We start from the raw sequence: 13,718 nt of genomic DNA on the forward strand, positions 1-13,718 counted from the left end.
CGATTCTCAATGCGCCGTGCGCAGCTCGCGCTCGCGCTGAATCACCTCGGTCGCAAGTTTCAGATAGGCTTCGCTGCCGCTGCACTTGAGATCATAGACCAGCACCGGCTTGCCGTAGGACGGCGCTTCCGAAATGCGCACGTTGCGTGGGATCATGGTGTCGTAGACTTTCGAGCCCATGAACTGGCGCACATCGGCGACCACCTGGTTCGACAGGTTGTTGCGCGAGTCGAACATGGTGAGCACGATGCCGTGGATCGACAGATTCGGATTGAGCGTTGAACGCACCTGCTCGACAGTCTGCAACAGCTGCGACAGACCTTCGAGGGCGAAGAACTCGCATTGCAGCGGCACAAGGATCGCATCCGACGCCGCCATCGCGTTGACAGTGAGAAGATTGAGCGACGGCGGACAGTCGATCAGCACATAGGTGTAATCGGCAGCATCGGCGGCATTGCCGTTGAGCGCGGTGATCGCGTCCCGCAGACGGAAGGCACGGTCCTTTGTGGTTCCGAGCTCAAGTTCCAGACCGGAGAGGTCCATGGTCGAGGCGGCGATGTGCAGGCGCGGCACCGCGGTCGGCACGACGGCGTCACGCAGCGGTGCTTCGCCGATCAACACATCATAAGTGGAAACGTTGCGATCGCGCCGGTCGATGCCGAGACCCGTGGAGGCGTTGCCTTGCGGATCGAGATCGACGATCAGAACGCGCTCCCCGATCGCGGCCAGTGCAGTGCCAAGATTGATCGCGGTCGTGGTTTTGCCGACACCACCCTTCTGATTGGCGAGCGAAATGATGCGGGGATGGCGGACGTGAGATTCGCCTCCGTCTTCGTATCGGTAGACTTCATCAATTACCGTCATGCACCACGCCATGCCTGTTTTGCCTGAGGACGATCACGCCGCTCGATATGATCGAGTTCCACGATCCAGCCTTGTCCGCCGGTGCAACTTGAATGAATCCGAGGCTTAATGTTCCAATATTTAGTAGCTTCCGTCAATTCAGCTTCTACATCTTGGCCCTTGAGAAACAGCGCGGTGGCGCCCTTTGTTACGAAGGGTTCTGCGAAGCCGAGCAGCACTTGTAGAGGCGCCAACGCACGCGCGGTCACGCAATCGATCCGATCGTCCAATCTGTCCACATAATCCCCGATATCCATCAGATGAATAATGCCCGGTGACGCGGTGACCCGCACGGCCTCGCGCAGAAATGCCGCTTTTTTAGCGTTGCGCTCGATTAGATCGACACGCGCGCCCTCAACGCCCGCAAGCGCGCAGGCAAGCACGACACCGGGAAAGCCGCCGCCGCTGCCGAAATCAGCCCAGCGTTTTGCATTCGGAGCCAGCGTCAGAAGCTGAAGGGAATCTGCAATGTGGCGGGTCCAGAGCTGCGGCAGCGTGGACGACGCGACGAGATTGGTTTTTGTCTGCCATTGGACCAGCAGATCGACATAGGCGTCTAGCCGCGCCTCGATTTGACGTGAAACGGGGGTAAGCGCCAACGCGGCCATCTTGTCGGTAGCCGAGGTTGGGGAGCGTTCTCGTTCGGGCGTGGGCATCGGGGCCAACATAGACCCGCCTCTGATTCCTTACCAGACGCGGTTTGGATTAGTCGGCCATTGGCCTACAACAGTCGGGGAATCGGGAGATGCCGCCGATCATCGTCCGCTGGCCTGGTCCAGATCGGGTTAGAAATTGTTTCACGTGAAACAAGTCGCCGGTGCGGAATCATCTTCGTCGTTGATGCAAGACTCGTTTGCCCGATGTTTCACGTGAAACATTTCTGATCGAATCTGATCATCGCGCGGAAGCAGCCGCTCTCCTCCGCGTTTCCCGACGCAGATAGGCGGCGAGAATCCCCAGCGCGGCCGGCGTGAGTCCGTCGAGACGGCCCGCCTGCCCCACGGTGCGCGGCTGGGCCTTTTCCAGCCGGTTTCGGGCTTCATTGGAGAGGCCGGGCACCGCACCGTAGTCAATGCCGGTGAGAACCAGACTCTCGTCGCGACGGAACGCCTCGACGTCGGCGGTCTGACGCTTCAGATAGACGTCGTATTTGGCATCGATCTCGAGATGCACAGCGATTCCCGAATCAACGGCCAACAGCTCCGGCCAGATCGCGGCCACGTCATGCCAGCCGATCTCCGGATAAGACAACAACTCGAACGCAGACCGCCGATGGCCGTCGCGATTGAGCGAGAGTCCGTAGCGGGCAGCCTCGTTCGGCGTCACCGACAGCGACATCGCCAACGCCTTTGCCGCGCGCAAGGCCGCCATCTTGTCCCGATGATGAGCCGCGCGCCCTGCCCCAACGCATCCGATGGCAATGCCCTTGTCCGTCAGCCGCTGGTCGGCATTGTCGGCGCGGAGCGTCAGCCGATACTCGGCCCGGGAGGTGAACATCCGATAGGGCTCGGTGATTCCGCGCGTCACAAGGTCATCGATCATCACACCGAGATAGCCGTCGGCGCGGTCGAACACGACCAAATCGCCGCCGCCCGCGGCCAATGCCGCATTCAGCCCCGCAACAAGCCCCTGAGCCGCCGCCTCCTCGTAACCGGTCGTGCCGTTGATCTGGCCGGCCAGAAACAACCCGGGCATTCGCCTGGTCTGCAAGGTCGGTTCAAGTTCGCGAGGATCGACATGGTCATATTCGATGGCATAGCCCGGACGGGTCATCCTGACCTTCTCCAGGCCGGGAATGGTCGCAAGTATCGCGAGTTGCACGTTCTCCGGCAGCGAAGTCGAAATCCCGTTGGGATAAACCGTGCTGTCGTCGAGGCCTTCCGGCTCGAGAAAGATCTGATGTCCGTCACGGTCGCCGAAGCGGACCACCTTGTCCTCGATCGAAGGACAATAGCGCGGACCCGAGCTGGTGATCTGGCCGGAATAAATTGGCGAACGATGCACGTTGGCGCGGATCACCTCGTGCGTCGCCGGCGTGGTGCGCGTGATACCACACTGGATTTGGGGCGTTGTGATCCGCTCGGTCATGACCGAGAACGGCTCCGGCGGATCATCCCCCGGCTGCATCTCGACCGCGGCCCAGTCGATGGTGGCGCCATCGAGCCGTGGCGGGGTTCCGGTCTTGAGTCGGCCAAGGGCGAAGCCGATCCGCTCGAACGACGTGGACAGGCCGAGTGCAGGCGCTTCATCGACTCGCCCTGCCGGCCAACTCTTTTCGCCGAGATGGATTAAACCGCGTAGAAAGGTGCCGGTGGTAACGACGACCGCGGCTGACGTGAAGTGCCGGCCATCGATCAGTCGAATGCCGACGATCCTGCCGCCGGAAACAATCAAGTCATCCGCCTCGCCTTCGATCACCTCAAGATTTGCGGTGTCGCGAATCGCCGCCTGCATGGCCGCGGCGTAGAGCTTACGATCCTGCTGGGCTCGTGGACCACGGACGGCTGGGCCCTTGCGACGATTGAGCATCCGGAATTGGATACCGGCAGCATCGGCCATACGCCCCATCAGACCGTCGAGGGCATCGACCTCGCGGACCAGATGGCCCTTGCCGAGTCCTCCGATCGCTGGATTGCAGGACATCGCGCCCACGGTACTAAACCGATGGGTGACCAGCGCGGTTCGCGCGCCGGTTCGCGCGGACGCGGACGCGGCCTCGCAGCCGGCGTGGCCACCCCCGATCACGATCACGTCGAATGCTGATGCCATAGAGCTCTCGGCTTCTCGCAATACCCGATGCGACTTCTATCTCAGGCTCGCAGAATCCGAAAGTTCGTCCTTCGGACACAAGGGCAGGTGTTTCACGTGAAACACCGCATCACCAAACCTCCCGGGCAAACTTGCCCCACACTAAGAAATGAACATTTCTTCACTATTTACCGACGCAAAATTCTGAAAAGAGTGAATCAAGAATATCGTCTATGTCGACGCGACCGAGCAGCCGCCCCATAAAATGAACGGCAATTCGTAGCTCCTCGGCGACAAACTCGTCGCCCCGACCGGCCAGCGCCTCTGCCTTTACAAGCGATGTTGCAGCATCCCGCAATATGTTGCGATGCCGCAATCGCGTGATTGCGCCCGTCTCACCCTGTCCAAGCCAGACGCCCGCGAAAGCCGTGAGCGCCGCCACCAATTCATCGACGCCATCACCCCGCGCCGCCGAAATCCGAAATTGCCGCGTCGGGGCGCGTTGCTCCATTTTCGTTTCGACCTGCCCCAGGTTCGCCCCACCATTCTCCGGGTTAGAAAGGTCGATCTTGTTTCGTATCAGCCAGAATGAAACGTCGCCGTTGACGATCGATTCGTCCGGCTCGGCGCTGTGATCGCCCGAAAGCCACAGCACCAGATCGGCCGACGCCGCCCGGTCGCGGGCTCGCCGCACGCCTTCCTGCTCGACGGGATCGTCAGTCTCGCGAATGCCGGCCGTGTCGATGAGCGTCACCGGATAGCCATCGAGATCGAGATAAACTTCGATGGTGTCACGCGTCGTTCCCGCGTGCGGCGACACAATCGCCGCTTCGCGACGGGCAAGACGATTGAGCAGCGTCGACTTGCCGGCGTTCGGCGGACCGGCGATCGCCACCGTCAGACCGTCGCGCAAGCGTTCACCTTGTGCCGATGTCGCAAGGGTTTGTTCGATCTCGCGACGGAGCTGCGCGATCTTCTCCAGCACCGGTTTCAGCAGGTCTTCCGGTACATCGCCTTCATCGACGAAATCGATTCCGGCTTCGATCAGGGCCGAGGCATCGATCAGCTCCTTCCGCCAACCTCGCGCGCGATCGCCGAGCAGGCCCTGCAACTGACGCAAGGCCTGACGGCGCTGCCGGTCGGTGTCGGCATGAATCAGATCATCGAGACCTTCGGCTTCAGTGAGATCAATCTTGCCATTCTCGAAGGAGCGCCGGGTAAACTCTCCCGGTTCCGCAGTTCTCGTATTGTCGATCGACGACAACGCCGCGAACAAGGCATTCAGCACAGCGCGGCCGCCGTGAATGTGAAACTCCGCGACGTCTTCACCGGTTGCGCTCGCAGGCGAGGGGAACCACAAGATAATAGCATCATCAATTGCTTCACCGGCCCGGTCGCGCAGCAATACGCGCTTCGCCATACGTGCAACGGGAATTGCACCTGCGATGTCTCGAAGTGCAGTGCCAGCCTCCGGGCCGGACACACGCACAACAGCGATCGCCGACGGCGGCCGACCCGACGACAGCGCAAAGATCGTTTGTTCCCGCGGATGCATGACTTATGTCTTGGACTGCTTCGATGATCTGAACTTCAAAGCTATTGCAACGAACCCAGCCGTACGTTTTCCGTTATCGCAGATTCGCAGAAGGACGCTCCGATATGAATCACGTCGCTACGGGGTCAGACCGCCCTGCGAACCGTCTGGCTGCGGAAACCAGTCCCTACCTGCTGCAGCACAAGCACAATCCCGTCGACTGGTGGCCATGGGGACCCGAGGCGCTCACTGAGGCGCAGCGGACCAACCGTCCGATCCTGCTCTCCATTGGTTACGCAGCCTGTCACTGGTGCCATGTCATGGCGCACGAAAGCTTCGAAGACGACGAGGTCGCCGCAGTGATGAACGAACTGTTCGTCTGCATCAAGGTCGATCGCGAGGAGCGCCCTGATATCGATCAGATCTACATGAGCGCGCTGCACCATCTCGGCGAGCAGGGGGGCTGGCCGCTAACGATGTTCCTGTCGCCCGATGGATCGCCGTTTTGGGGCGGCACCTATTTTCCGAAGCTGCCGGACTTCGGCCGCCCGGCATTCACCGACGTTCTGCAATCGGTGGCGCAGGTTTTTCGCGATCAGCCCGACAAAATCGCGCGCAACCGCGACGCGCTGATCGCGCGGCTTTCCGAACGCGCCAAGTCGAAAAACCCGGCCAATCTCGGCGTTGCCGAACTCAATAACGCAGCCGTCGCCATCACGCGTTCAACCGACCCGGTGAACGGCGGCCTGCAGGGCGCACCAAAATTCCCGCAGTGTTCGGTGCTGGAATTTCTCTGGCGCGCCGGTGCGCGCACCCACGACGACCGCTTCTTCTCGGCCACAACGCTGACCCTGACCCGGATGAGCCAGGGCGGTATCTACGATCACCTTGGCGGCGGCTATGCACGCTATTCGGTCGACAACAGATGGCTGGTGCCGCACTTCGAAAAGATGCTTTACGACAACGCGCAGATCCTTGATCTGCTCGCGCTCGACTATACACGTAACAATAATCAGTTATACCGCGACCGCGCGATCGAGACGGTCGATTGGCTGCGCCGGGAAATGCTGACGGCCGAGGGCGCCTTTGCCTCTTCACTCGATGCGGACTCCGAAGGCAAGGAGGGCAAGTTCTACGTTTGGTCTCTGAAAGAGGTCAATGAGGTGCTCGGTCCTGCCGACGCCGCCGATTTTGCCGCGCGCTATGACATCACTGCAAACGGAAATTTCGAAGGTCACAATATTCCCAACCGTCTCAGAAGCATCGATGTGGGCAGCGACGACATCGCTCACATGCGGGCGCTGCGCGAAAAGCTACTGGCGCACCGGGAAAGCCGGGTTCGTCCTGGACTCGATGATAAAGTTCTCGCCGACTGGAACGGCTTGATGATCGCCGCTCTCGTTCACGCCGCTTGCGCCTTCGACAAGCCTGACTGGTTGCAAATCGCGCGAACGGGATTCGAGTTTATTCGAACCAACATGACCCGCGACGAACGGCTCGGTCATTGCTGGCGCGAAGGCAGACTTTTAATTCCGGCGCTCGCGTCCGACTATGCCGCGATGGGACGCGCCGCGCTCGCTCTGTTCGAAGCGACCGGCGACAACGCATATCTCGCGCAGGCGTTACGCTGGCAATCCACGCTAGACACGCACTACGCCGATGTCGACCATGGCGGCTATTATCTGACGGCCGACGACGCCGAAGGGCTGATCGTGCGGCCACATTCGACGGCCGATGACGCCATCCCCAACCACGACGGACTGATCGCGCAAAACCTGGTGCGGCTCGCCGCGCTGACCGGCGCCACGAAATGGCGCAACCGCATCGACAACCTCTTCGCCGCCTTGCTGCCGAGCGCGACCGAGAACGGCTTTGGCCAGCTGTCGCTCATGAATGCGCTTGATCTTCGCCTCAGCGGCGCGGAGATCGTCGTGGTCGGCGAGGGCGCACAAGCCGAGGCGTTGCTCAGCGCCGCGCGAAAACTGCCACACGCGACAAGCATCGTGCTGCATGCGCCGCATGCCGATGCGCTGCCGCAGGATCATTCAGCGCGAGCAAAGATTACGGCGGTGACGCAAAGCGCCGCTTTCATCTGCCGCGGTCAGTCCTGCTCGCTGCCGTTAACGCATCCCGAGGCCCTTAGCGGGATTTTATAGCGTTTTCGAGCGAAGTGGTGACCGGTTCGCGTGAAGAAAACGCGTCAAAACGATAATCCAGAGCTTCGCTTCTGATTCAATCAGAAACGATAATGCTCTAGGAAACTCGAAAGCGGGATGAGAATCCAAACACTCTCGCTTGCGCGAGAGCCGCGCACTCAAACCCGAATAATCAAGTATTCATCGACTCGAAGAACTCACCGTTGTTCTTGGTGTTACGCAGCTTGTCGAGCAGGAACTCGATCGCATCCATGGTACCCATCGGGTTGAGGATGCGCCGCAGCACATACATCTTCTTGAGCAGTTGCGGATCGGTGATCAGCTCTTCCTTGCGCGTCCCGGAGCGGGCGATGTCGATCGCCGGGAAGGTTCGCTTGTCGGCGACCTTGCGGTCTAGGATTAGCTCCGAATTACCGGTACCCTTGAACTCTTCGAAGATCACTTCGTCCATACGGCTTCCGGTATCGACCAGCGCGGTGGCGATGATGGTCAGTGAGCCGCCTTCCTCGATGTTGCGCGCCGCGCCGAAGAACCGCTTTGGCCGCTGCAAGGCGTTAGCATCGACGCCGCCTGTCAATACCTTGCCGGAGGAGGGCACCACGGTGTTGTAGGCGCGGCCCAGACGCGTGATCGAATCGAGCAGGATAACGACGTCGCGACCGTGTTCCACCAGACGCTTGGCCTTTTCGATCACCATCTCGGCAACCTGGACATGGCGCACCGCCGGTTCGTCGAAAGTGGAAGACACGACTTCGCCTTTCACCGAGCGTTGCATGTCGGTGACTTCCTCGGGACGTTCATCGATCAGAAGAACGATCAGATAGCATTCGGGATGATTGGCGGTGATGGAGTGCGCGATGTTCTGCATCAGCACGGTCTTGCCGGTCCGTGGCGGCGCCACGATCAAGGCGCGCTGACCCTTACCGATCGGAGCGACGATATCGATAACCCGCGCCGACAGATCCTTACGAGTGGGATCTTCCAGCTCAAGCCGGAACCGCTGATCGGGGAACAAAGGCGTCAGGTTGTCAAAGTTGACCTTGTGCTTGGACTTCTCAGGATCCTCAAAATTGAGCGTGTTGACTTTCAACAACGCAAAGTAGCGCTCGCCCTCTTTAGGGCTGCGGATATGCCCTTCAATGGTATCTCCGGTTCGCAGGCCGAAGCGGCGAATCTGCGATGGCGAAACATAAATATCGTCCGGACCAGGCAGATAGTTAGCGTCCGGCGAGCGCAGGAAGCCGAAGCCGTCCGAGAGCACCTCAACGACACCCTCGCCGATGATATCGGTTTCCTGGATGGCAAGCTGCTTCAGAATCGCGAACATCAACTCCTGCTTGCGCATGGTGCTGGCATTTTCAACCCCAAGCTCTTCCGCAAACGAGACGAGTTCAGCTGGAGTCTTGGCTTTGAGGTCTTGAAGTTTCATTTCCCGCATTGGGAGAAGTCCTGTGGAATGCTTGAGGAGGATTGCCAGGCGGTTTCGTGAAGATGCGGACGACGACCGAAAGAAAAGTCCGCAGTCCTGCCCGTACCGGGAAAAACCTCGAGCGAGGAAGGGCACCGAAAGGCTTCAAACCTGACGTGGCGACCGGTTCGATTTAGAAACCGGGGCGCGACCACATCCGCCTGCGTAGGGTGGGATGCACACAATATAGAAAATTGATTGCCTCCGCGCAAGGAGGTGCTGACAGACTCTTGCCGGCCGTTTTCCGGCCTAAGATGGCTTGACGATGACCAGAATAACGATGCCTATCATGAGGGCTGTTACAACCTCATTGATAATACGATAGAATTTCTGACTCATCACATTGCGGTCGGCCGCGAAATCGCGTACGCGACGGGCGAAATAGCCGTGAACGGCGGACATCAGGATGACGAGCGCCAATTTACCCTGAAACCAGCCGACCGAATACCACTGACGCTCCCACATCATATAAAGTCCGAGTCCCCAGGCCACCATCATTGCCGGATTGATGATGGCCTTGAAGAGCCTGCGCTCCATGATCTTGAACGTCTCGGATTGCTTCGAGCCGATCTCCGCATCGCAGTGATAGATAAACAGCCGCGGCAGATAAAGCATTCCCGCCATCCAGGAAATGATCGCAATGACATGAAAGGCTTTGATCCACTCGTACATCGATCGTCTCGTTCAGGTCTCGGTTTTACGATCTGCCGCGCGTCCAGTACCTGCCAGAATCGGAGCGATATCCGCAAGCGACTCTTTCTAAAGAAAATCTTAAGATTCTTCAGTTTGAGTCTAAGTGACGGTGAATTGGGCGAACGCAATGTCGTCCCCGTCTTTTCCGTAACTTGCCCACATAGGCACGAGATTCCAAGGTATTCACGATCAATCAAAAGATCGTCGTGGAGCCAGATACTTACCCCGTATTCGCACGTGATTATCAAGAGACAAGTCCACACAGCCCTACTATCTTCCGAGACGGCGGACAGAGTTTTGCCTTCAGGAGACCTGTGAAGAAAAATCGAGGTTATCCCGTAGCTGTCGCAGAACAAGCGAAATTGCGGCTAGGTCTCCACAACGATACACAGGGTATGCAGGTCCATGGCACCCGTGACCGGCCGCAATTTTCATCTTCATCTTGTCTCCGATTCGACTGGCGAGACGCTGATCACCGTTTCACGCGCGGTGGCCGCCCAATATGCCGATGTCACGCCGATCGAACACGTCTACCCTATGGTTCGCAGCCAGAAGCAGCTCGATCGCGTTCTTGCGGAAATCGAGGAAGCGCCAGGAATCGTTCTGTTCACACTGCTGGAAAAGGATCTGGTGGCGCGCCTCGAGGCTAAGTGCCAGGCGATTAACAGCCCAAGCCTTTCGATTATCGGCCCAGTCATGCAGCTGTTTCAGGCCTACCTTGGCGCTGATACCACCGGCCGCGTTGGTGCCCAACACACGCTGAACGCGGACTATTTCAAGCGTATCGACGCCTTGAACTACACGATGATGCATGACGACGGGCAGCATGTCGAAGGTCTGGAGCAGGCGGACGTCGTTCTGGTCGGTGTGTCGCGCACCTCGAAAACGCCAACGTCGGTCTACCTTGCCAACCGCGGCATCCGCACTGCGAACGTTCCGCTAGTGCCGGGCATCGCGATTCCGCGTCAACTCGAATCGTTGAAGAACCCCTTGGTTGTCAGTCTTCATGCAACACCCGAGCGCCTGATTCAGGTCCGGCAGAACCGGTTGTTGAGCATCGGGGCAGGACCAGGCAATGAGGCCTATACCGATCGCCAATCTGTTACGGACGAAGTGATCCACGCCCGCCGCCTGAGTGTGAAGCACGACTGGGCTCAACTGGATGTTACACGCCGGTCGATCGAGGAGACAGCCGCGGCGATCATGAAGCTGGTTGCCGACAGGCGCCGGCAGCGTGGTCCGGGGTAGGCGGGCAATGGCGATATGGCGCGAATCAAAACCCCTGATACTGGCGTCGCAAAGCCGGGTGCGACAACTATTGCTCGCCAATGCAGGTCTGTCATTCGAGACAGTCCCGGCTGCGATCGACGAGCGAACCGTCCAGCAAAGTTCCGGCCTCACGACCGCCAGTGAGATCGCGGCCCGTTTGGCCTGTGAAAAAGCTCGTGAGGTTTCGCTGCGCTCACCCGGACGCTACGTCATCGGCGCGGATCAAACGCTTGAATGCGATGGCTGTCTATTCAACAAGCCAGTGAGCCGCGAGCGCGCGGTCGCACATCTGCGTGCGCTTTCTGGGCGGACTCATCTTTTGCATGCCGGCGTCTCGGTCGTGCGCGACGGTAAGCCGCTGTTTGAAGATGTTTCAGTCGCGCGGATGACGATGCGGGAACTGAGCGAGGACACGATCAGGGTGTATTTGGACGCGGTTGGCGATGCGGCTTCCTCCAGTGTCGGCGCCTATCAGCTCGAAAGCCTCGGCATCCATCTATTTAGCCTGATCGAAGGAGATCATTTCACCATTCTAGGCTTGCCGCTGTTGCCGCTGCTTGCTTTTCTGCGCTCTCAAGAGTTGCTATCGCTGTAACAGCGGATGTTCGGATATGCTGGTGCTTGGGCTGACCGGCTCAATCGGAATGGGGAAATCGACCACCGCCCGACTTTTTTCGGAAGCGGGGATTCCAGTTTACGATGCGGACGCGGCCGTTCACGCCATCTATGAAGGAGAGGCGGCCCCGGTGATTGAGGCCACGTTTCCTGGAACGACCATCGACGGCAAAGTCGACCGTGAGAAATTGTCGGCAAAGGTCGTGCACGATACCGCAGCCATGAAGCGGCTTGAGGAGATCGTGCACCCCATGTTGCATGTCTACCGTCGCGCGTTTCTCGAGCAGGCTGAGCGGTCAGGTGCAGCGGTAGCGGTGGTTGATGTGCCGTTGCTGTTTGAAACCGGCGGCGAGCAGGATGTCGACGCGGTCGTTGTCGTCACGACAACGCCTGACGTTCAGCGTAAGCGCATCATGGCCCGCAACAACATGACGAGCGAAAAGCTGGAGGCGATTCTTGCCCGGCAGTTGCCGGATGCCGAAAAGCGCACGCGGGCGGATTTCGTAGTGGATACCTCGCACGGTCTTGATCACGTGCGCGCGCAAATTCGGGAAATCTTGGCCGCAGCTGTTAAGATGCCGCGGCGGCGGCTCTGATTCTTCTGAGCCGTTTCGCTTCTGAGGGAATCAGAAGCGAGCACCATGATTTTGATTTGACGCGTTTTCTTCACGCGAACTGGCCTCCATTTCGCTAGAAAACGCTCTAATATCACGAAAGCGCATGCGCGAAATCGTTCTCGATACCGAAACCACCGGCCTGGATCCGCTGCGAGGCGATCGTCTGGTTGAGCTCGGTTGCGTTGAGATATTCAACCGCATGCCGACGGGGCAAACGTTCCACCGCTACATCAATCCGGAACGCGACATGCCGCAAGAGGCGTTCGCGGTACATGGCCTGTCGAGCGAATTCCTTGCCGACAAACCGCTGTTTGCGCAGGTCGTCGATGAGTTTCTGGAATTTATCGGTGATGCGCCTCTGATCATTCACAACGCATCGTTCGATATCAGCTTCATCAATGCCGAGCTTGATCGCCTCAAAAGGCAGGCGATCGGCCGCGATCGGTTGGTAGATACGCTATTGATGGCGCGTCGAAAACATCCCGGCGTCTCGAACCGGCTGGACGACCTGTGCTCGCGCTATGCCATCGACAATAGCCGTCGGACCAAACACGGCGCATTGCTGGACGCCGAGCTGCTTGCGGAAGTCTATATTGATCTCATCGGCGCGCGCCAGTCGCAACTGATCCTGGCTGAAACCACATCCCGCCAATCCGGCGGAACTTTGGAACTGCCAAGACGTCAGCGAACGGTGCCGCTGTCCTCGCGCGTGACCGAGGACGACCGCATTGCGCATCGGGATTTCGTCGCTACCCTCGGCGAGAAGGCGATCTGGACGGAATTCCTCGCACAGGAATCCGAAAAGCTGAAGCCGGCCCTGGAACGGGCTGGCGTCTGATTCACGTATTTGAATCACCCTTAAGGGCGACGGCCTCGCTTGCGGTGGATTAGCTTGGCTTTTGTTGCGCCGCGGCGGCGGCCTGACGCTCCATGTTTTGTCGATACAGGCTTACAAAATCGATTGGGTCGAGCATCAGTGGCGGAAATCCGCCGCCACGAACGGTTGTGGCGACAATTTCGCGAGCGAATGGGAACAGCAGCCGTGGGCATTCGATCATGACCAGGGGGTGAAGATTTTCCTGGGGGACGTTGACGATCCGGAACACGCCCGCATAGGCGAGCTCGAAACTGAACATCAGCTTGCCGGTATGTTCAGCCTTGCCTTCGACTTTAAGCACCACCTCATAGTCGTTCTCCGCCACGTTGCTGGCGCCCACATTGATCTGAACGCTGATCGACGGAGGCTGTTGCTGAGGCGCGAGGGAGGCGGGCGCGTTGGGATTCTCGAAAGAGAAATCTTTGGTGTACTGGGCCAGCACGTTCAATTGGGGTGAAGGGGCTGCCTCGGGAGGCGTGCCGTTGCCGTTGGTCATGGATCTCTCTCCTAAAACTTCAAGCCGACTTGTCAGACGATGCGCCTGCTTGAAGAGCGAAGTGCCGCGTCGGGGCGAGTGGCTAACATAAGCCTGCCGCTGTCCACAAGGACGGCGGACGCGCCAGTGAACCCGGGGCGTCCCTCGGTCGCACCACAGGCCTTTCGCCCGTGCCATCAAACTGTTGAGGGAATGCGCTTTCTGCCTGCAATCTGACTTTCCCCTTTGATCGGAAACGCGCTATGTTTGGTCAACTTGGCAAAGGAGGCACCCTCCCTGGTCCGCTCGTTATGCTAAAATCCGCCCTTGGCCGGACTATGTTTCGTACTTAAATAAATCCGG

At 59.1% G+C, this 13,718-nt stretch carries 12 protein-coding genes; 5 read left to right on the top strand and 7 right to left on the bottom strand.

Annotation, left to right across the window (positions count from 1 at the left end):
* Window positions 1-6: 6 nt before the first annotated feature.
* The 4 genes from ACZ5IL_RS01255 to mnmE all read right to left on the bottom strand — a co-directional run bounded on the left by ACZ5IL_RS01255 (window position 7) and on the right by mnmE (window position 5,206).
* Window positions 7-864 carry a ParA family protein gene (locus ACZ5IL_RS01255; RefSeq protein WP_464594677.1) on the bottom strand — a complete coding sequence of 286 codons (858 nt, stop codon included), beginning with the start codon at window positions 862-864 and terminating at the stop codon, window positions 7-9.
* A complete protein-coding gene (gene rsmG, locus ACZ5IL_RS01260) occupies window positions 861-1,559 on the bottom strand; it encodes a 16S rRNA (guanine(527)-N(7))-methyltransferase RsmG (RefSeq protein WP_464594678.1) in 699 nt (232 codons plus the stop codon). The genes ACZ5IL_RS01255 and rsmG overlap by 4 nt, the downstream gene beginning before the upstream one ends.
* A 238-nt stretch (window positions 1,560-1,797) precedes the next feature.
* Window positions 1,798-3,672 (bottom strand): tRNA uridine-5-carboxymethylaminomethyl(34) synthesis enzyme MnmG, encoded by a 1,875-nt coding sequence (gene mnmG / locus ACZ5IL_RS01265; protein WP_464594679.1) that lies wholly within the window; start codon window positions 3,670-3,672, stop codon window positions 1,798-1,800.
* A 163-nt stretch (window positions 3,673-3,835) separates the two neighbouring features.
* Window positions 3,836-5,206, bottom strand: a complete 1,371-nt coding sequence (gene mnmE, locus ACZ5IL_RS01270) for a tRNA uridine-5-carboxymethylaminomethyl(34) synthesis GTPase MnmE (RefSeq protein ID WP_464594680.1) — start codon at window positions 5,204-5,206, stop codon at window positions 3,836-3,838.
* A gap of 104 nt (window positions 5,207-5,310) precedes the next feature.
* On the opposite strand from mnmE, the gene ACZ5IL_RS01275 reads away from it, so the two are divergent.
* Window positions 5,311-7,341 (top strand): thioredoxin domain-containing protein, encoded by a 2,031-nt coding sequence (locus tag ACZ5IL_RS01275; RefSeq protein WP_464594682.1) that lies wholly within the window; start codon window positions 5,311-5,313, stop codon window positions 7,339-7,341.
* Window positions 7,342-7,513: 172 nt separating this feature from the next.
* Here the strand turns inward: ACZ5IL_RS01275 and rho are convergent, their stop codons facing one another.
* Window positions 7,514-8,779, bottom strand: a complete 1,266-nt coding sequence (gene rho / locus ACZ5IL_RS01280) for a transcription termination factor Rho (protein ID WP_009796565.1) — start codon at window positions 8,777-8,779, stop codon at window positions 7,514-7,516.
* Window positions 8,780-9,058: 279 nt separating this feature from the next.
* The gene (gene hemJ, locus ACZ5IL_RS01285) at window positions 9,059-9,481 is read right to left on the bottom strand and encodes a protoporphyrinogen oxidase HemJ (RefSeq protein WP_079445165.1); all 423 of its coding nucleotides are present in this window, start codon (window positions 9,479-9,481) and stop codon (window positions 9,059-9,061) included.
* Window positions 9,482-9,907: 426 nt separating this feature from the next.
* Between hemJ and ACZ5IL_RS01290 the strand changes: the two genes are divergently transcribed.
* The 4 genes from ACZ5IL_RS01290 (at window position 9,908) to dnaQ (ending at window position 12,841) form a co-directional block, all read left to right on the top strand.
* Window positions 9,908-10,750: a pyruvate, water dikinase regulatory protein gene (locus ACZ5IL_RS01290; RefSeq protein ID WP_464594684.1), complete on the top strand. Its 843-nt coding sequence runs from the start codon at window positions 9,908-9,910 to the stop codon at window positions 10,748-10,750.
* A 7-nt stretch (window positions 10,751-10,757) separates the two neighbouring features.
* The gene (locus ACZ5IL_RS01295; protein WP_464594685.1) at window positions 10,758-11,366 is read left to right on the top strand and encodes a Maf family protein; all 609 of its coding nucleotides are present in this window, start codon (window positions 10,758-10,760) and stop codon (window positions 11,364-11,366) included.
* Between the two features lie 16 nt (window positions 11,367-11,382).
* Window positions 11,383-11,982, top strand: a complete 600-nt coding sequence (coaE, locus tag ACZ5IL_RS01300; protein ID WP_464594686.1) for a dephospho-CoA kinase — start codon at window positions 11,383-11,385, stop codon at window positions 11,980-11,982.
* 124 nt (window positions 11,983-12,106) lie between these two features.
* Entirely contained in the window at window positions 12,107-12,841 is a 735-nt protein-coding gene (dnaQ, locus tag ACZ5IL_RS01305) for a DNA polymerase III subunit epsilon (protein ID WP_464594688.1), read from the top strand.
* 49 nt (window positions 12,842-12,890) lie between these two features.
* Here the strand turns inward: dnaQ and secB are convergent, their stop codons facing one another.
* Window positions 12,891-13,376: a protein-export chaperone SecB gene (gene secB, locus ACZ5IL_RS01310; RefSeq protein WP_079445169.1), complete on the bottom strand. Its 486-nt coding sequence runs from the start codon at window positions 13,374-13,376 to the stop codon at window positions 12,891-12,893.
* Between the last annotated feature and the right edge of the window lie 342 nt (window positions 13,377-13,718).

Source organism: Nitrobacter sp. CN101, from assembly GCF_055390255.1.

Excerpts from the sequence above, each read along its gene's own strand:
- ACZ5IL_RS01255 (WP_464594677.1), bottom strand. The coding sequence starts at position 864 with ATGACGGTAATTGATGAAGTCTACCGATACGAAGACGGAGGCGAATCT.
- rsmG (WP_464594678.1), bottom strand. The coding sequence starts at position 1,559 with ATGCCCACGCCCGAACGAGAACGCTCCCCAACCTCGGCTACCGACAAG.
- mnmG (WP_464594679.1), bottom strand. The coding sequence starts at position 3,672 with ATGGCATCAGCATTCGACGTGATCGTGATCGGGGGTGGCCACGCCGGC.
- mnmE (WP_464594680.1), bottom strand. The coding sequence starts at position 5,206 with ATGCATCCGCGGGAACAAACGATCTTTGCGCTGTCGTCGGGTCGGCCG.
- ACZ5IL_RS01275 (WP_464594682.1), top strand. The coding sequence starts at position 5,311 with ATGAATCACGTCGCTACGGGGTCAGACCGCCCTGCGAACCGTCTGGCT.
- rho (WP_009796565.1), bottom strand. The coding sequence starts at position 8,779 with ATGCGGGAAATGAAACTTCAAGACCTCAAAGCCAAGACTCCAGCTGAA.
- hemJ (WP_079445165.1), bottom strand. The coding sequence starts at position 9,481 with ATGTACGAGTGGATCAAAGCCTTTCATGTCATTGCGATCATTTCCTGG.
- ACZ5IL_RS01290 (WP_464594684.1), top strand. The coding sequence starts at position 9,908 with ATGGCACCCGTGACCGGCCGCAATTTTCATCTTCATCTTGTCTCCGAT.
- ACZ5IL_RS01295 (WP_464594685.1), top strand. The coding sequence starts at position 10,758 with ATGGCGATATGGCGCGAATCAAAACCCCTGATACTGGCGTCGCAAAGC.
- coaE (WP_464594686.1), top strand. The coding sequence starts at position 11,383 with ATGCTGGTGCTTGGGCTGACCGGCTCAATCGGAATGGGGAAATCGACC.
- dnaQ (WP_464594688.1), top strand. The coding sequence starts at position 12,107 with ATGCGCGAAATCGTTCTCGATACCGAAACCACCGGCCTGGATCCGCTG.
- secB (WP_079445169.1), bottom strand. The coding sequence starts at position 13,376 with ATGACCAACGGCAACGGCACGCCTCCCGAGGCAGCCCCTTCACCCCAA.